We start from the raw sequence: 18,181 nt of genomic DNA, 5'->3' as shown, positions 1-18,181 counted from the left end.
TCGGAGGCATGCGGCAGGCTTGGACCCGACGAGAAGAAGGAGGTGCGGCATGTACGTCACCGACGGCGGGCTGGTCCTCAGCCCGACCGACCTGGTCGGCCACCTCGAGTGCCCGCACCTCACCACGCTCAACCGCGAGGTGGCGGAAGGACGGCGCGCGCGGCCGCGGGCCGACGATCCCGGCGCCGACGTCGTCCGCCGCCGCGGCGACGAGCACGAGGCCGCCATCCTGGCCGAGATGTCCGCGGCGCACCGCGTCGTCGAGATCCCGCGCGGCACCGGCCCCGCCGACGCCGAGGACCGCACCCTGGCCGCCATGAAGGACGGCGCCGACCGCATCTTCCAGGCCACCTTCTTCGACGGGCGCTGGCGCGGGCACGCCGACTTCCTCATCCGCAACGACGACCGTTCCTCCGAGCTCGGGCCGTGGTCCTACGACATCGCCGACACCAAGCTGGCCCGGCACGTCAAGGCGGCGGCGCTGCTGCAGATGGCCGTCTACGCCCAGCGTCTCGAGCAGCTGCAGGGCGTTCCTCCGCAGACCCTCACCGTCATCCTGGGCGACCGCCAGCAGGTCGCCGTCCCGTACGTCGACGTCGCCGCCTACGCGCGCCACGCCATGCGGCAGTACGGGCAGTGGCTCGCTGACCCGCTGCCGACCTATCCGCTGCGCGTCAGCCACTGCGCCATCTGCCCATGGAAGGACCAGTGCGCCGAGCAGTGGCACACCGACGACGACCTCGTGCTGGTGCCGTTCCTGCGCCGCGACCAGCGCGACTCCCTCCGGGCCGCCGGCATCACCACCGTCGACCAGCTGGCCGCCGCCACGCCGGCTGAACTCGACACCGTCACGCGGGTGGGCGGGTCCAGCAGGCGCAAGCTCGCCACGCAGGCCCGGCTGCAGGTCGGCGCACGCTCGCAGCAGCTGCCGCCGTACGAGCTGGTCACCCCCATCGAGGCGCGCCGCGGCCTGGCCCTGCTGCCCGCCCCCGACGACGGCGACCTCTTCCTCGACCTCGAGGGCGACCCGTTCTTCGGCGACCACGGCCTCGAGTACCTGTGGGGCGTGTCCGATGTGCACGACGGCTTCGTGTCCTGGTGGGCGCACGACCCGCAGGCCGAGCGGCGAGCGTTCGAGCACGTCGTCGACCACCTCATGGCCGCCTGGCAGGCCCGTCCCGGCATGCACGTCTACCATTACGCGCCGTACGAGCCGAGCCGGTTGAAGGGGCTGTCGCAGCGCTACGGCACCCGGGTCGACGAGGTCGACGCGCTGCTGCGGGGCGAGCGGCTGGTCGACCTCTACGCCGTGGTCAAGCAGGGGCTGCTGGTCGGGACCGAGTCGTACTCCATCAAGGCTCTGGAGCGTTTCTACTCGCCCGACGGCCGGGCCGGCGCCGCCGTCAAGGACGCCGGGTCCAGCATCGTCGAGTACGAGCGCTGGCTGGCCGACCACGACCAGCAGATCCTCGACGACATCGAGGCCTACAACCGCGACGACTGCATCAGCACTCGGCAGCTGCGCGACTGGCTCGAGGACCGGCGGGCCGAGGCGGTCGAGGCCGGGCATGCCGTCCCGCGGCCGGCCCTCGGCGACGGGCAGGACGACTACCTGAAGGAGCGCGATCCCGACCTGGTCGCGCTCGAAGAGCGGTTGCTCGCCGGCGTCCCGGCCGACCCCGATTCCCGCACGCCCGATCAGCGGGCCCGCGCCCTGTTGGCGGGGCTGCTCGAATGGCATCGGCGCGAGGCGCGGGCGGAGTGGTGGGAGTACTTCAGGCTGCGCTGGCTCAGTTCCGCCGAGCTGGTCGACGACGTGTCGCCGCTCGGCGGTCTGTCCGATCCGCAGTTGCTGCGCACCGAGCTGAGGTCCGGGGTTTGGCGTTACTCCATGCCGGTCCAGGACTGCCGCATCCGCGTCGGCGAGCGGGTCGACCACGCCGAGCAGGAGGGCCGGAGCAGCATCGTCGTCGGGCTCGACCTCGAGCGCGGGCACGTCGACCTCAAGCGGTCGCTGGCCAACGAGCACCCGCATCCCGACGGCGTCCTGAAGGTCGGCCCCATCCCGTCCAAGGTGCAAGAGACGGCCATCTGCCGGGTCGGCTCCTGGATCGCCGACCACGGGTTCGACGCCGACGGCCCGTTCCGCGGCGTCCGCGACCTGCTGTCCGGCGCGTCGCCGCGGCTGGGGGACGGGGTCCGGCTGCGGCTGGACGGCGAGTCCGGTTCCGACGCGCTGCGACGGGTGGCGCCGGCGCTCGACGGCGCGCTGCCGGTCCAGGGTCCGCCGGGCGCGGGCAAGACGTACTCCGGCTCGCACGCCGTCATCGAGCTGCTGCGCGCGGGCAAGACCGTCGGCATCACGGCGCTCAGTCACCGGGTCATCACCAACCTGCTCGACGCGGTCATGGCCGCCGACGCCGTCGGTGTCGGCGGCGGTGTCGTGCGGGCCGTCCAGAAGGCCGACGACGGCAACGGCAGCCGACACCCGTCGGTGCTGGTGACGAACTCGAACGACCAGGTCGAGGCGGCCATCGCGACCGGCGCCGTCAACCTGGTCGCCGGCACCGGCTGGCTGTTCGCCCGCCCCGACATCCACGTCGACGTCCTGGTGGTCGACGAGGCCGGGCAGTTCTCGCTGGCCAACACCGTCGCCGCCGGGGCCGCCGCCCAGTCCGTCATCCTGCTCGGCGACCCCCGCCAGCTGCCGCAGCCGGCCAAGGGCATCCACCCCGACGGCGCCGGCCTCTCCGCACTCGACCACGTGCTGGGCGAGCACGACACCGTCCCGCCCGAACGCGGCCTGTTCCTCGACACCACCTGGCGCATGCACCCCGACGTGTGCGCGCCGGTGTCCGAGCTGTCCTACGACTCCCTGCTGGTGCCGCGCTCCGGCATGGAGAACCAGCGGGTCGGCGGCTCCGACGAGCTGGCGGGCGCGGGCGTGCGGTGGGTGCCGGTTGCTCACGCCGGCTGCTCGGTCCGCAGCGACGCCGAGGTGGCGGTGGTATCCGACCTGGTGGCCTCGCTCACCGGCCGCACCTGGACGGCGGCCGACGGGTCCGCGCGCGTGCTCGGGCCGGCCGACATCCTGGTGGTCGCGCCCTACAACGCGCAGGTCGGCCAGCTGCTCGGCGTGCTCGACGGCCGGGCGCGCGTCGGCACCGTCGACAAGTTCCAGGGGCAGGAGGCGCCGGTCGTCATCGTCTCCCTCACCACGTCGTCCGCCGCCGACGCTCCCCGCGGCGTCGACTTCGTCGCCAACCGCAACCGTCTCAACGTCGCGGTCTCGCGGGCCCGGTCGCTGGCCGTCCTGGTCGGCAGCCCGGCCCTGCTGAGTGCGCCGGTGCGCAGTCTCGACCAGGTCCAGGGCGTCAACACGCTGTGCCGCCTGGTCGAGTACGCGACGGGTCGCGTCGCCGCGGGTTGAGTCCGAGGCTCCCGGCATCCTCGGCCCATGCGGTTCGTCGTCAGAGGAGTCGAGGTCGACCTGGACCGCGAGGACATCGTGCGTGTGCTCAACGGTGTGCAGCCCGGCCGTGTGCAGAAGTACGGCGTCCGCGTCGGCGACGTCGTCTTCCCCGTCAAGCAGGTGTACCACCTGGTCACCGGCCTGCCGCTCGGCCAGTTCTCCAGTGCGGTCGCCCGGCGGCACCTGCGGGCGCTGGGCTTCGAGATCCTCGGTTCCGAGGCAGGCGGAGCGTCGCCGCTCGACCCGGCCGCCGGTCAGGGCTGGCCGTGGGACGGCGAGGTGCGGTCGATGTTCGCGGCGTTCCTGCACGACCACGGCTGGCAGGTGGTCTCCACAGCCGACACCGCCTCGCGCGAGCGCGGTGTCGACGTGGCCGCTCGCAAGGGCGATCGCCGGCTCGGCGCCGAGGTGAAGGGCTGGCCCTCGGCGGACGACGCCGGCGTGCGGCGGGCCGCCGGGATCACGAAGACCTATCCGGCCTCGCGGGCGGCGCACTGGTTCTCCCAGGCACTGCTGCGGGCGGTCATGCTCCTCGACTCCCAGCCCGGGCACGAGTCCCTCATCGTGCTGCCGGACCTGCTGCGCTACCGCGGCCTCGCCGAGCGCACCCGGACCGGACGCGCCGCCGCGGGCGTCCACGTGCTCTTCGTCAGTGAGACCGGGTCCGTCGACGCGCCGGACTGGACCCCGTAGCGCTGGGGAGTGTCTGACGGATCGACGTGCCCTTCCTACCGTCAGGCCGACGTATCTGTTGTCGACCATGGAGAAGTGCGGCTTCCACGGCCCTGGAAACCCGCTCTTCTCCATGATCAACCGGGATCCCGGGGTCGCAGACCCATGTCCCCCCGGCTTCGGACGATCAGTACTCTGACGCGCATGGACACCGCCGTCACCGACCACTTGCTCAGCACGACGCGCGCGGTCCGGCGGAAGCTCGACCTCGAGCGCGAGGTGGAGCCCGAGGTCATCACCGAGTGCCTGCGCCTCGCGGTCCAGGCACCGACGCCGGGCGCCGCGCAGAGCTGGCGGTGGCTGGTGGTCCGCGACCAAGAGCTACGCAACCAGCTCGGCGCGATCTTCCGCGAGGTCGGCACGGCGTACATGCAGCACCGGCGCGAGGCCGCGGGCGAGGCGGCCGAGCGGCAGCCGATGAAGCGGATCCTCGAGTCCGGCCAGTACCTCGTCGACATCATCGAGCGGGTGCCGGTGTTCGTCATCCCGTGCGTGCAGGGCCGGCCGCACGGCACCAACGCCGCCGACTCCGTGTTCTACGGCGGCATCTTCCCGGCCGTGTGGAGCTTCCAGCTGGCGCTGCGCTCGCGCGGGCTCGGCTCCACGCTGACGTCGTACCACCTGGTCAAGGAGGCCGAGGCGGCGCGCATCCTCGGCATCCCCGACGACGTCACTCAGGTGGGCCTGCTGCCGATCGCCTACACGACCACCCAGGACTTCAAGCCGGGCACCCGCCAGCCGGTCGAGGACCTCAGCTACCTCGACCGCTGGGGCACCCCACTGGTCCCCTAGAGCGCCTGGCCGGTGGTGCTGGCGATGTGCGCGGGCGTGTCACCGTCGTGGTCGCCGGTGTTGACGGTGCCGGTCGGCTCGAACATGAGGATGGACGCGCCCTCGGCGGACGACGGGCGGTGCTGCGTGCCGCGCGGGACGACGAAGACGTCACCACGCCGCAGCGCCACCGAGGAGTCCGGCAGCGAGATCGTCAGCTCGCCGTCCAGCACCAGGAAGAACTCGTCGGTGTCGTCGTGCGTATGCCAGACGAACTCGCCCTGGACCTTGGCGATCCGGACGTCGTAGTCGTTGATCCGCGTGACGATGCGCGGGCTCCACAGATCCTCGAACGAGGCGAGTGCGGCGTCGAGGTTGATCGGGGCGGAAGAGGTCATGCCACCCAGCCTCCGCCACGACACAGCCGCACCGTGAGTGCTAGGAATGGCATATGTCGCAAGGATCCTCGCAGTCACGACGACGGCCAGGACGGCACCGGGTCGCGCTGGTCGCCGGGCCGGGGTCGAACCCGCTCGAGATGGCGATCGGCATGGAACTGTTCGGCATCAGCCGGCCGGAGCTCGACGTCGACTGGTACGACCTCGTCGTCTGCTCCGCGGGCGACGACCTCGACGTGCGCGAGGGGCTGTTCACCATGCGCTGCCCCGGCACGCTCGACGACGTCGCGACGGCGGACACCGTGATCGCGCCGAACCGGCCGGACCCGGAGGCGGGCTTCGGCGCCGACACCCTCGAAGCCCTTCGCGCCGCCCACGACGACGGCGCGCGCATGGTCAGCTTCTGCACCGGCGCGTTCACCCTGGCCGAGGCCGGCGTGCTCGACGGGCATACGGTCACCACGCACTGGCGCTGGGCCGACCGGTTCCGCCGCCGCTTCCCGAAGGTCGACCTGCGGCCGAACGTGCTGTTCGTCGACGACGGCCAGGTGCTGACGGCGGCCGGCAGTGCGGCGGCCATGGACCTGTGCCTGCACATCATCCGGTCCGACCACGGCGCGGCCGTCGCCGGCGCCGTCAGCCGGCGGCTGGTCTTCCCCGCCCACCGCGAGGGCGGCCAGCAGCAGTTCATCGAGCGCCCGGTCCCGCGGCCCGACGAGGCCACGCTCGCCGGCGTCCTCGACTGGGCCGCCACCCACCTGGACCACCCACACACCGTCGCCGACCTGGCCGGCCGCGCGGCGATGAGCCCCAGCACGTTCCACCGCCGCTTCCTCGCCGAGACCGGCACGACCCCGCTGCGCTGGCTGCACCACGAGCGCATCGACCACGCCCGCACGCTGCTCGAGACCACGGCCATGGACGTCGCCGAGATCGCGCGGGCCGCCGGGTTCGGGACCGCCGCCAACCTGCGCCAGCACTTCCGCCGGCAGACCGGGCTCGCGCCGACGGCGTACCGGGCGGCTCACGCTGTCGGGTAGCCGCCATTGGCAGCAACCGGTCACGTGATCTTCGCGAGTCAGTCTTTACACCGTCCATGACTGGTCTATACCGTTGCGCACCATCCTGCGCCGTTTCGCCCCGATTCCGCAGTCGGGTGACGGCGCTGACTCGGTGGTGAAGGGCGGTCACCATGCCTGTACGCACGCTGCTCCCACGCACGCTCGCGCTGCTCCTGGTGCCGCTGCTGGCTCTCGGCCTGGTGCCACCGGCGGCGACGGCGTCCGGCTCACTCCCGGTGCGGGCCGCAGTCACGACGGCGAAGGCGGCGGCCGAAAGCGAGGCCGTTCCCGCCGACCTGACCGCAGGACTGCCCGTCGACCCGTCCGAGTTCGGCTCCGGCACCGGGACCCCGGCGGATCAGGAGACCGCGGCACCCACCGGAGTGGAGGACGCCGTCCGCACCGCAGTAGCGGACGACGGCACCGTCCCGGTGATCATCCGGCTGCGCGACCAGGCCGACCTCGACGCCGTGGCCGCACAGGCCGACGCCGCCGCGGACGCGGCACGCGCCCGCCACCGCAGCAGCAGCGCCGCCGCCCTCGAGGCCGCCCGGGTCGCCCGCACCGAGACCGTCATGACCGAGCTCCAGGCGGCCGCCGACGCCACCCAGCCCGCGGTGCTCGACCTGCTCGCCGACCGCGGCGCCACCGCCGTCACCCCGTACTGGATCTTCAACGGCGTCGCCGCCACCGTCGACGCCGAGACGCTCGCCGCCCTCGAGGCCCATCCCGGCGTCGCCAGCGTCGGGCTGGACGAGGAGATCACCCTCGAGGAGCCGATCGAGCCCGCGCCCGGCGTGCCGCTGCTGCCCAGCTGGAGTCTGGAGAAGATCCACGCGCCGCAGGTGTGGGGCGAGTACGGGGTCCGCGGCGAGGGCGTCGTGGTCGGCATCATGGACGGCGGCGCCGACGGCGGCCACCCGGCGCTCAGCGCGTCCTGGCGCGGTACCACCGGCGACCCCGCCACCAGCTGGTACGCCCCGACCGGCGAGAACTACCCGACCCCTGGCGACGGTCACGGCCACGGCACCCACGTCACCGGCAGCATCGTCGGCAGCGCGCCGGGGGAGCTGACCGGCGTCGCGCCCGGCGTCCAGTGGATCGCGGCGAAGATCTTCCGCGACTCCGGCAGCACCACCGAGTCGATCATCCACGACGGCTTCCAGTGGATGCTCGCGCCCGGCGGCGACCCGGCCGCCGCGCCCGACGTCGTGAACAACTCGTGGGGGTCCGACGCGGGCGGCGCGACGACGTTCTGGGACGACGTCGCCGCCTGGGAGGCCGCCGGCATCGTGCCGATCTTCGCCAACGGCAACAACGGCCCGGCGCCGGGCACGGTCGGCTCACCGGGCAGCTTCCCGCACGCGATCGGCATCGGCGCGACGGACGTCAACGACGTGGTCGCGAGCTTCTCCAGCCGCGGCCCGGCGATCTGGGACGGCGAGCGCATCCGCAAGCCGCAGGTCAGCGCGCCCGGCCACCAGATCCGCTCGACCTGGCCGCGGGACCTGCCCGACGGCGAGGACGGTTACCACACGATCTCCGGCACCTCGATGGCCTCGCCGCACGCCACCGGCGTCGTCGCGCTGATGCTCTCGGCCAACCCGGGCCTCACCATCGACGACATCCGCGCCCTGCTGGAGGACACCGCTCGCACCGAGCCGCACATGGGCGACCTGCCGAACGACAGCTACGGCGCCGGCATCGTCGACGCCTACGCCGCCGTCACCCGCGCGGCCTACTCGGGCACGGTCTCCGGCACCGTCACCGGCCCGGACGGCGACCCCGTCGCGGGCGCCACCATCGCCGTCGGCGACACCGCCACCGCGACCACCGACGACACCGGCGCCTACGCCGTCCCCGTCGCGGCCGGCGACCACACCGTCACGGCCGCCGCCTACGGCTACGTCACCGCCACCGAGGACGTCACCGTCGCGATCGGCGAGACCACCACGATCGACCTCGCACTCGACGCCGCCGCGACGCACGACCTCACCGGCACCGTCACCGGGCCCGCCGGACCCATCGCGCATGCCCGCGTCACCCTGGCCGGCACCCCGTTCGACGCCGTCAGCACTGACGACGAGGGCCGCTTCGGGTTCGACGGCGTCGCCGCCGGCACGTACGAGGTCCGGGTCAGTGCGGCCGGACACCAGCCGGCGACCCTCGACCTGACGCTCGACGGCGACGAGCAGCTCGACGTCGCCCTCGACGCCCTGGACCAGCCCACCGACCCCGGCTGGTCGCAGTACCAGAACAACGCCACCCGCAGCGGCATGAGCGGCGACGCTCTGGCCGCCGGCACGCTGCAGCCGAGCTGGACGCAGGACGCGGACAGTCCGGTGACGTTCGCCTCGCCGGTCATCGCCGGCGGCCGGGTGTTCCTCGGCTCCGATGCCGGCCGGCTGGCCGCCTACGACGCCGGCAGCGGCGAGCGGCTCTGGTCGTTCCAGGCCGGCGACGTTCTGCGCGGCACCCCGGCCGTGGCCGGCGACCTGGTCGTCAGCGGCGGCGGGCTCGACGGCGGACTGGTCGCCCTCGACGCGGCCACCGGCGCCCAGCGCTGGTCGGTCCCGACGCCGGACCGGCTCACCGTCTACACCGCGCCCAGCGTGGTCGGCGGCGTCGTCTACGCGGCGACCGGCCCGACGCAGGACCGCGAGGACACCGTGTTCGCGCTGGACGCGGCCACCGGCGAGCAGCTCTGGGCCACCGACGTCGGCACCTCGGTCTTCGCCGGCCCCTCGGTCGGCGAGGGCCTGGCGATCGTCGGGAACGCCGACGACGGCGAGCTGATCGCGCTCGACGCGGCCAGCGGAGAGGTCCGCTGGACCCTGACCCGTGAAGACGACTACTTCATCGGCGGCGCGAGCATCGTCGACGGCACCGTGTTCGTCCCGACGACGGACGGCGACGGCGGCGGCAGCCTGCTCGCGGTCGACGCCGCCACCGGCACGCTGCGCTGGGAGGCCGGCACCCACGGCGACGGCCAGGGCAGCACGCCGGCCGTCTACGGCGACCTCGTCATCGCCGGGTCGCACGGCCTCGGGCTGGTCGTGGCCTACGACCGCGAGACCGGAGAGCAGGTCTGGCAGTACGCGGTGTCCGGCGCCGTGAGCGCGTCGGTCGCGGTCACCGACGACGGCTTCGTGGTCGGCGGCTCGCAGCTGGACTACCGGCTCTGGGCGCTGGACGCCGCGACCGGCGAGCTGGTGTGGGAGGCGCCGGCCGAGGGCAACGTGACGACCTCGCCCGCCTACGCCGACGGGCTGCTGGTCAGTGCCGACGTCCGCGGCAACGTGTTCGCGTTCCACCCGACCGGCACCATCCGCGGCACCGTCGCCGGTCCCGGCGGACCGGTCGCCGCGACCGTCCGGATCGAGGAGACCGGTGCCGAGGCCACGGCCGACCCGGGCACCGGTGCGTTCGAGCTCACCGAGCCGCCTGGCAGCTACACAGTCACCGTCGCGCACTACGGGCTCAGCACGCACACCGAGACGGTCGAGCTGGCGGCCGGCGCCACGGTCACGATCGACGCCGAGCTGACCGCCGTCGAGACCGGAGCCGTCACCGGCACCGTCCGCGACGCGGCCGGCGATCCGCTCGACGGCGTCGCCGTCACCCTGGCCGGCACCCCGCTCGACCCCGTCACCACGGACGGCGGCGGCAGCTTCGGCTTCGGCGACGTCGCCGCCGGCACCTACACCGTCGAGGCGGAGCTGACCGGCTACGCCCCGCTGCGTGAGCGGATCACCGTCACCGCCGGCGAGACGGCGGACGTCCAGCTGACCCTCACCCGGTACGAGGTCGCCGTCGTCGGTGACGACCGCGGCCGCATCCTGGCCGTCCTCGAGGACCTCGGCTACGCCGCGCAGGCCACCGACTACGCTGACGTCGCCGCGCGGCCGGGCGACTTCGAGGTCGTCGTGGCCAACGGCGCCGACGGCACCGAGCCCGGCCAGGAGGCGTTCGACGCGTTCCTCGCCGCCACCGACGCGGCCGGGACCAGCGTCGTCTGGCTGGACCAGTGGTCGCTGGGCTGGGGTGCGATCAACCACCTCGTCGACTACACCGGCGACCCGCAGGCCGCGCCCGGCGACCTCGGCAGCGCCGGCCGGATCTCGCTGGTCGCGACCGCGGAGCACCCGCTGACCGCGGGCCTGTCGCCGGGCGAACGGACCGAGATCCTGACGCCGGGCTCGGCCTGGTCGGCGTTCACGGGCTACTCCGGCGTCACCGTCGCCGAGCTGCACACCGACGAGACCGGCGCGGCGGGCAGCGGCATCGGCTACGCGCCGCGCGGCACCGGCAGCGCGCACGTGCTGCTCGGCTCGCTGGCGGCGGCCGCCAGTTGGGGCGTCCCGGACACCGACTGGCTCGCGCCGGCGTTCGCCGTCCTCGACAACGCCGTGCGCTACGCGGCAGACGCGGAGTTCGGCGCGGTCGCGGGCACGGTCGTGGACGAGACCGGCCAGCCGCTCGCGGGAGCCACCGTCCAGGCGGGTGCGCAGAGCGCCACCACCGGCGCCGACGGCCGCTACCGGCTGCTGCTCGAGCCCGGCGACCACACGCTGCGGTTCGCCCGGCCCGGCAGCACGCCGGTCGAACAGGCCGTCACGGTCACCGCGGGCGGTGAGCTCACCGCCGACGCGACCCTCACGAGCTCCGGCCTCGGCGCGGTCAGCGGCACCGTCACCAGCGGCCGCGACGGCGCCCCGGTCGCGGGCGCGCTGGTCGCGCTCTCCGGGACCGAGCTGACCGCCACGACCGACGCGACCGGCGCCTACGCGCTGGCCGACGTCCCCGGCGGGACGTACGAGTTGCGGGTGTCGGCCGGCGGCCACTTCTCCGCGACCGCAGCGGTCACCGTCGTCGCCGGTCAGGAGGCCGTCGCGGACGTCGAGCTGGAGCCGGCGCCGCGGGTCGGAGTCATCGGCGACTACGCGAGCGACGGCATCGTCGCCCTGCTGACGGGTGCGGAGATCGCCGCCGAGCCGATCGCGTTCACCGACGTCACCCGCGTCGGCGAGTTCGACGTCATCGTCTTCAACGACCCGCCGGACCCGGGTGCCGACGCGTTCGAAGGATTCCTCGACGCGATGGACGCCGCGCAGGTCAGCGGCATCTTCCCGGACGACCGGTTCAGCTCCGACGGTGGCGTGCGGCTGCTACGCAAGTATCTCGGCGACCCGGCCGGCACGACGCCGGTCAGCGGCGAGGGCATCGTCTCGCTGGCGCCGACGCGGCCGGACCACCCGCTGTTCGCCGGCTTGTCCGGCCAGCCGGAGATCCTGCTCGCCGACCGGTACAGCACCGGGATCGTCGGCTACTCCGGCGTCCCGCTGGCGCACACCGTCACCGAGGAGGGTGGCGACCGCGGCGTCGGCGCGGCCTACACCGCACGCACGCCCGGCAGCGTCCACCTGCTGCTCTCGGGCCTGGCCGCGACGCTGCTGCAGCACCCGGCCGAGGACTGGACCGACGACGGCCGCGCGCTCTACCTCAACGCCGTCCGCTGGGCCGCCGCGCCCGGGCTGGGCAGCGTCGAGGGCACGGTCACCGGCGCCGACGGCGTCCGCGTGCCTGCCGACGTCGAGGTCGTCGAGACCGGCCGCTCCGTGTCGGCCGACGAGACCGGCGCGTACGTCGTCCCGCTCGAGGCCGGCGAGTACACGCTGCGGATCAGCGCGTTCGGCTACAAGACCGTCGAGCACGGCGTCACCGTCACCCGCAACGGCGTCACCAGGCTCGACGCCGAGCTGACCCCGGCCGACACCGGGACCGTCCGCGGCCGGATCACCGGCGAGGCGGAGATCAGCGGGCCGTCCGCCCTGGGCGAGCCGATCGCCGGCGCGACGGTCGCGCTGCTCGGCACCCCGCTGACCGCCACGACCGCCGAGGACGGCACCTATGCGCTCGGGCTGGTCGAGCCGGGCGACTACGAGCTCGAGGTGGTCGCCGACGGGCACGTGCGCACCCGGGTCCCGGTGTCGATCACGATCGGCGCGGAGACCGGCGCCGACGTCGAGCTGCGGTCCTCGCCCACGGTCGGCGTCCTGGACGACCACCAGGGGCGCCTCGCCGGGTACCTGCAGCACTGGGGCTACACGCCACAGCCGCTGACCTGGGCCGACACCGCCGCCGTCGGCGACCTCGACCTCGTCGTCGCCAACCTCGGCTCGTCGTCCGGGTTCGACCCCGGCGCCGCGGGCCACGCCGCGTTCGACGACGCGCTGAACCGCGCCAGCGTTCCGGCGATCTGGCTGGACCAGTTCGGCCGCGGCTCGTTCCGCTACCTGTCCGACTACGGCGGCGACCCCGGCGTGGCCGGCGAGACCCGCAACGACGGCGCCGTCACGGCGTCCGCCGCCCAGCCGGAGCACCCGCTGCTGGCCGGCCTGCCGGCGACGTTCCCGCTGGTCGAGGACGACGCCGAGTACTCCTGGTTCGAGGAGTTCAGCGGCACGACGGTGGCGACGGTGCGCTCGGACGGCGGTACCGAGCGCGGCCTGGCCGGCGTCCGGCACCGTGGCGCCCGCGCCGTCGACGTGCTGCTCGGGACGCTGTCCGTGAGCACTTATGGCTACCCGGCGTACGGCGCACAGCCCGGGCTGAGCTGGTCGCCGGAGGCGGAGCGGTTGCTGCGCAACGCGCTCGGCTACGCGCTGGACACCGACCGCGTCGGCGCCGAGGTCCGCGGCACCCTCACCGACACCGGCGGCACGGCGCTGACCGGCTCGGTCACCGTCGCCGAGACGGGTGCGACGGTGCCGGCGCGGCCCGGCGACGGCAGCTTCGTCGTCCCGCTGCCGCCCGGCACGTGGACGCTGCGGGCGGAGAGCTTCGGGCACGTGACGGCGGATGTGCCGGTCACCGTTGCCGCCGGCCAGGTGCTCACCCGGCCGATCCAGCTCGCGACCCGGCCGATGGGCACCGTCGCGGGAACGGTCACGGGTCCCGACGGCGCCGCGGTCGGCGGTGCGCGGGTCGAGCTGCTCGGCACGCCGTTGTCGACGACGACGGGCGCGGACGGCTCGTTCTCGATCGGGTCGGTGCCGGCCGACGGGTGGACGCTGCGCGTGACGGCCGCGGGCTTCCAGGCGTTCGAGCGGTCCGTGGCCGTGCCGGGCGGCGGGACGGTGGACGCCGACGTCCGGCTGCGCGCGTCGCTGCCGGTTGCCGTCGTCAAGGACCTGTCGTCGTCGATCACCGGGCTGCTGCAGGGCGAGGGCTACGCCGTCGAGCAGGTCAGCGGGGCGCAGCTGGCCGGCCTCGCGGAACGGGTCGGCGACTTCCGGCTGGTCGTGTTCAACGGCACGATCCTGACCTCGGAGCGGGCCGCGTTCGGGCAGGTCGTCGACGCCGCGGCGGCCGCGGGCGTCTCCGTCGTCCACGCCGGCCAGTGGGGCGGGTACGCCGTCGGCGCGCTGTCGGCCCTGCGCGGCGACCCGGCCGCCGTCGAGTACGACTTCGTACCCGAGACGGTCGAGGTCGTCCCCACGGCCGAGCATCCGATCTTCGCCGGGCACCCCGTCGGCGAGCCGATCCCGCTGCTGGTCAACCCCGGCGGCAACCAGCAGTACCTGACCTACTCCGGCTACAGCGGCACGACGGTGGGAACCCTGCGGTCCGGGACGGACGGGATGGGCCTCGGCGACGGCATCGGCTACCGGTTCACGTCGGGGACCAGCGTCGAGATCCTGCTCGGCGGGCTGGCGGCCAGCTCGTACGGCCGGCCCGGCGACCGCTGGACGTCCGACGCGGCACGGATCTACCTCAACGCCGTCGCGTGGGCGACCGAGGCCCGGCAGGCGCAGGTCGCGGGGGTCGTGACGGCGGACGGGTCACCGCTCGACGGCGCCACCGTGACGGCCGTCGAGGCGGCGGTGTCGGCGACCACCGGGGCCGACGGCGCCTACGTGCTGGGGCTGGCGGCCGGCGCGCACACGATCCGGGTCGAGGCGTTCGGGTTCGCTCCGGCGACGCGGACCGTCGAGGTCCCGGCCTCGGGGACGGTGACGCTGGACGTCGCGCTGACGCCGCTGCCGCGAGGGAGCGTGGCCGGCACCGTCACGTCGGCGGGCGGCGAGCCGGTGGCCGGCGCCGTCGTCACCGGCACCGGGCCGGACGGCTGGACCGCGACCGCCGATGCGTCCGGCGCGTACGTGGCGAACGGCCTGCTCGAGGGCTCGTACGCCGTCACCGTGACCGCCGCCGGCCACCTGCCGGCGACGGCGTCGGTGGTCGTGACGGCGGACGCCACGGCCACGCTGGACGTGACGCTGGAGCCGCTGGACGTCGGTGTGCTCGGCGACGTGGGTGGAGCCGTGACGGCGTTCCTGCGCGACTCCGGGGTCGCCGCCGCACCGCTGGATTGGACCGTCGCGGCTGGGAGCCTGGACGCCTACGAGGTGGTCGTGGTCAACGGCGGCGAGCCGGACCGCGCGACGTTCGAGGGCGTGCTCACCGCGGCCGACGCCGCCGAGGCGAGCCTGGTCTTCACCGGCACCTGGGGCGTGGACCAGGGCGGCGTCCGCCTGCTCGAGGCGTACACCGACCGGGTCGCCGTCGGGGCCCAGGGCTACGGCGACGGACCGGTGACGATCACCGGCTTCGACCCGTCGCACTCGCTGTTCGCGGGTCTGCCGGACCCGGCGACCCTCATCACCGACGGCGGCTACTACAGCGCGCTGGCGTCGTACGTGGGCCGGCCACTGGCGATGCTGTCCTCGCCGGCGACGGGGATCGCGGCCGGGTACGACTGGCGCACCGGCGGCAGCGTCGAGGTCGTGCTGTCCGCGAGCGCGGTGACCGGCGCGGTCGGTCCCGGGCTGGGCTGGACCGGCGAGGGCGAGCGGCTGTTGCTCAACGCCGTCGACTGGGCCCGCGACGCTTCTCTGACGGCGCCGTCGGTTCCGACGCTGGAGGCGCCCGCGGTCACCGTGAGCGGCACCGTCGCGGCGACCGGCACGGCGGACTGGCCGTCGACGGTGACGGTGCTGGCCGGCGGCTCGGCGGTGGCGACCGCGCGGACGGCGCCGGACGGCACCTGGAGCGTCGCCGCACCGGTCGCCGTCGGCGGGAACGAGCTCACCGCCGTCGCCGCCAACTCCGCGGGCGAGTCGGCCGCGACGGAAGCGGTCGCCGTCGAGCGATGGGAGCCGCAGTGGAGCGTCACCGGCTCCGGCCGGGTGCGCCCCGTCACGCTCGACTTCGAGGGCCCGTCCGCACCGGGAGCGCCCGCCGAGACCGCTGTTCTCGTCGTCCGCGACGCGACCGGCACCGAGGTCGGCCAGCACGACCTGCGCTGGGCCGCCGTGCGCTACCTGCACGTGCTGTCCGGGCTGGCCGGCGGCACCTACACGCTGAGCGCCGAGGTCTCCGTGTCCGGACTGCAGCTCGTCGTCCCCGGTCCCGCCGTGTCGATCCCCGGGACGGGTCGCGACATGGCATGGCCCGCGGGGGTAGGAATGGATCCATGAGTGCGGACAATGAGCGTGCAGTGGTCTCCGGGGTGCCGACCGACCTGCTGATCGGCGGCCAGTGGCGGGCCGCCGCCTCCGGCGCGAGGTTCGACGTCGAGGACCCGTCCACGGGCGAGGTCGTGGCCACCGTCGCCGACGCCACCGTCGAGGACGGGCAGGCGGCGCTGGCGGCGGCGGCCGGGGCGCAGGCCTCGTGGGCGGCCACCCCGCCGCGCGAGCGCGGCGAGCTGCTGCGCCGGGCGTTCGAGCTGGTCACGGAGCGCGCGGACGACCTCGCGCTGGTGATGACGCTCGAGATGGGCAAGGCGGTCAAGGAGTCCAAGGCCGAGGTCACCTACGCCGCGGAGTTCCTGCGCTGGTTCTCCGAAGAGGCCGTGCGCGTCAGCGGCGGCTACTCGGTGGCGCCGGCCGGCGGCAGCCGCCTGCTCACCCTGAAGCAGCCGGTCGGGCCGTGCTTCTTCATCACGCCGTGGAACTTCCCCATGGCCATGGGCACCCGCAAGATCGCCCCGGCCATCGCGGCCGGCTGCACCATGGTCGTGAAGCCGGCACACGAGACGCCGCTCTCGATGCTCGCGCTGGCGCAGATCCTGCGCGAGGCCGGCCTGCCCGACGGCGTCCTCAACGTCATCCCGACCACCGCCAGCGGCGAGGTCTCCGAGCCGATCATCCGCGACCCGCGGCTGCGCAAGCTCTCCTTCACCGGCTCCACCGGCGTCGGGCGCCGGCTCATCGAGCAGTCCGCCGAGCAGGTGCTCCGGGTCAGCATGGAGCTGGGCGGCAACGCGCCGTTCCTGGTGTTCGAGGACGCCGACCTCGACGCCGCCGTCGACGGCGCCATGCTCGCCAAGATGCGCAACGTCGGCGAGGCGTGCACGGCGGCCAACCGCTTCCACGTCCACGAGTCGGTGGCGGACGAGTTCACGTCGCGGCTGGCCGAGCGCATGGGCGCGCTGACGGTCGGCCGCGGCACCGACGACGGCGTCGACGTCGGTCCTCTGGTCAGCGCGAAGCAGCGCGGCACCGTCGAGGAGCTGCTCGCCGACGCCGTCGACCGCGGCGCGAAGCTCGTCACCGGCGGCGGCCGGGTCGGCGACACCGGCTACTTCTTCCAGCCCACGGTCCTCGCCCAGATCCCCGACGACGCCCGGCTGCTGACCGAGGAGATCTTCGGCCCGGTCGCGCCCGTCACCACCTTCTCGTCGGACGACGAGGCGGTGGCGCGGGCCAACGCCACCGAGTACGGCCTGGTCGCGTACGTCTTCACCCGCGACCTGCAGCGGGCTCTTCGGGTGAGCGAGGCTCTCGAGGTGGGCATGGTCGGCCTGAACGCCGGCATCGTCTCGAACCCCGCCGCCCCCTTCGGTGGCGTCAAGGCCAGCGGCTTCGGCCGCGAGGGCGGCGTGCAGGGCATCGAGGAGTTCCTCGAGACCAAGTACGTGGCGATCAGCCTTCCGTAGCGTCGGGGCCGGGAGTACGGTCGCGAAGGTGCGACATGACCATCACGGCCGTACCCACCGGCTCGAGCTCGACGACCAGACGCTGCGCGAGTGGGACTGCACGGTTGTGGCCAGCGATCCCGAGGACGGTCTGGTGCTGGACCGCTCCGCCTTCTACCCGGGCGGCGGCGGCCAGCCGCCGGACCAGGGCGTCCTGATCTGGGGCGGCGTCCAGACCCGCATCGTCGGCGTCCGCCCGCGCGACGACCTCTGGCTGGTCCCCGACCCCGACGACCCGCTGCCGCCGGCCGGCACCGTCGTTCGCGGCGCCGTCGACGACGACCGGCGCAGCCTGCTCATGCGCACCCACTCGGGCCTGCACGTCCTCTGCGGCGTCATGGCGCGCGACTTCGGCGTGCCGGTGACCGGCGGCAACATGGAGCCGGGCGTGGCCCGGCTCGACTTCGACCTCGCCGAGGTGCCGGCCGGGTTCAAGGACGACCTCACCGCGGCGCTCAACACCGAGGTGACGGCCGACCGCGCCATCCAGGTCCGCGTGCTGCCCCGCGCCGAGGCCTACGCGCTCGGCCCCATCGTCAAGACGGCGACCGACCTGCTGCCGCCCGACCTCGAGGACATCCGCCTGGTCGATGTGGTCGGGTTGGACCTGCAAGCCGACGGCGGCACCCATGTCGCGTCGACGAAGCAGATCGGGCGCATCGAGGTGGCCAAGGTCGAGAACAAGGGCCGCGGCTTCCGCCGTATCCGCCTGCGCATCGCCGACTGAGGGCGCTCAGTCGAAAACCGGCTATGATACTTATCA

The 18,181-nt window shown here is 74.0% G+C and carries 8 protein-coding genes; 7 read left to right on the top strand and 1 reads right to left on the bottom strand.

Annotated elements, in window-relative coordinates:
- Window positions 1-49: 49 nt before the first annotated feature.
- The 3 genes from HD601_RS07950 (at window position 50) to HD601_RS07940 (ending at window position 4,996) form a co-directional block, all read left to right on the top strand.
- The gene (locus HD601_RS07950; protein ID WP_184820816.1) at window positions 50-3,430 is read left to right on the top strand and encodes a TM0106 family RecB-like putative nuclease; all 3,381 of its coding nucleotides are present in this window, start codon (window positions 50-52) and stop codon (window positions 3,428-3,430) included.
- 27 nt (window positions 3,431-3,457) lie between these two features.
- On the top strand, window positions 3,458-4,165 hold the full coding sequence (locus tag HD601_RS07945) for a hypothetical protein (protein ID WP_184820814.1): 708 nt from the start codon (window positions 3,458-3,460) through the stop codon (window positions 4,163-4,165).
- Between the two features lie 183 nt (window positions 4,166-4,348).
- Window positions 4,349-4,996 carry a nitroreductase family protein gene (locus HD601_RS07940; RefSeq protein WP_184820812.1) on the top strand — a complete coding sequence of 216 codons (648 nt, stop codon included), beginning with the start codon at window positions 4,349-4,351 and terminating at the stop codon, window positions 4,994-4,996.
- Here the strand turns inward: HD601_RS07940 and HD601_RS07935 are convergent.
- On the bottom strand, window positions 4,993-5,373 hold the full coding sequence (locus HD601_RS07935; RefSeq protein WP_184820810.1) for a cupin domain-containing protein: 381 nt from the start codon (window positions 5,371-5,373) through the stop codon (window positions 4,993-4,995). The genes HD601_RS07940 and HD601_RS07935 overlap by 4 nt on opposite strands.
- A 53-nt stretch (window positions 5,374-5,426) precedes the next feature.
- Between HD601_RS07935 and HD601_RS07930 the strand changes: the two genes are divergently transcribed.
- The 4 genes from HD601_RS07930 (at window position 5,427) to HD601_RS35510 (ending at window position 18,145) form a co-directional block, all read left to right on the top strand.
- Window positions 5,427-6,413: a helix-turn-helix domain-containing protein gene (locus tag HD601_RS07930; RefSeq protein WP_184820808.1), complete on the top strand. Its 987-nt coding sequence runs from the start codon at window positions 5,427-5,429 to the stop codon at window positions 6,411-6,413.
- Between the two features lie 152 nt (window positions 6,414-6,565).
- On the top strand, window positions 6,566-15,916 hold the full coding sequence (locus HD601_RS34660) for a carboxypeptidase regulatory-like domain-containing protein (protein WP_184820806.1): 9,351 nt from the start codon (window positions 6,566-6,568) through the stop codon (window positions 15,914-15,916).
- A complete protein-coding gene (locus HD601_RS07920; RefSeq protein ID WP_184820804.1) occupies window positions 15,913-17,379 on the top strand; it encodes an NAD-dependent succinate-semialdehyde dehydrogenase in 1,467 nt (488 codons plus the stop codon). The genes HD601_RS34660 and HD601_RS07920 overlap by 4 nt, the downstream gene beginning before the upstream one ends.
- Before the next feature lie 28 nt (window positions 17,380-17,407).
- Window positions 17,408-18,145 (top strand): alanyl-tRNA editing protein, encoded by a 738-nt coding sequence (locus tag HD601_RS35510; protein WP_184820802.1) that lies wholly within the window; start codon window positions 17,408-17,410, stop codon window positions 18,143-18,145.
- Window positions 18,146-18,181: the final 36 nt, after the last annotated feature.

Source organism: Jiangella mangrovi (assembly GCF_014204975.1).
In the GTDB taxonomy this organism is placed as follows: domain Bacteria; phylum Actinomycetota; class Actinomycetes; order Jiangellales; family Jiangellaceae; genus Jiangella; species Jiangella mangrovi.
The sequence above is the reverse complement of the archived record's forward strand: the minus strand, read 5'-3'. Positions and strand labels throughout refer to the sequence as shown.

Coding starts and splice junctions, on each gene's coding strand:
- HD601_RS07950 (WP_184820816.1), top strand. CDS start 50: ATGTACGTCACCGACGGCGGGCTGGTCCTCAGCCCGACCGACCTGGTC.
- HD601_RS07945 (WP_184820814.1), top strand. CDS start 3,458: ATGCGGTTCGTCGTCAGAGGAGTCGAGGTCGACCTGGACCGCGAGGAC.
- HD601_RS07940 (WP_184820812.1), top strand. CDS start 4,349: ATGGACACCGCCGTCACCGACCACTTGCTCAGCACGACGCGCGCGGTC.
- HD601_RS07935 (WP_184820810.1), bottom strand. CDS start 5,373: ATGACCTCTTCCGCCCCGATCAACCTCGACGCCGCACTCGCCTCGTTC.
- HD601_RS07930 (WP_184820808.1), top strand. CDS start 5,427: ATGTCGCAAGGATCCTCGCAGTCACGACGACGGCCAGGACGGCACCGG.
- HD601_RS34660 (WP_184820806.1), top strand. CDS start 6,566: ATGCCTGTACGCACGCTGCTCCCACGCACGCTCGCGCTGCTCCTGGTG.
- HD601_RS07920 (WP_184820804.1), top strand. CDS start 15,913: ATGAGTGCGGACAATGAGCGTGCAGTGGTCTCCGGGGTGCCGACCGAC.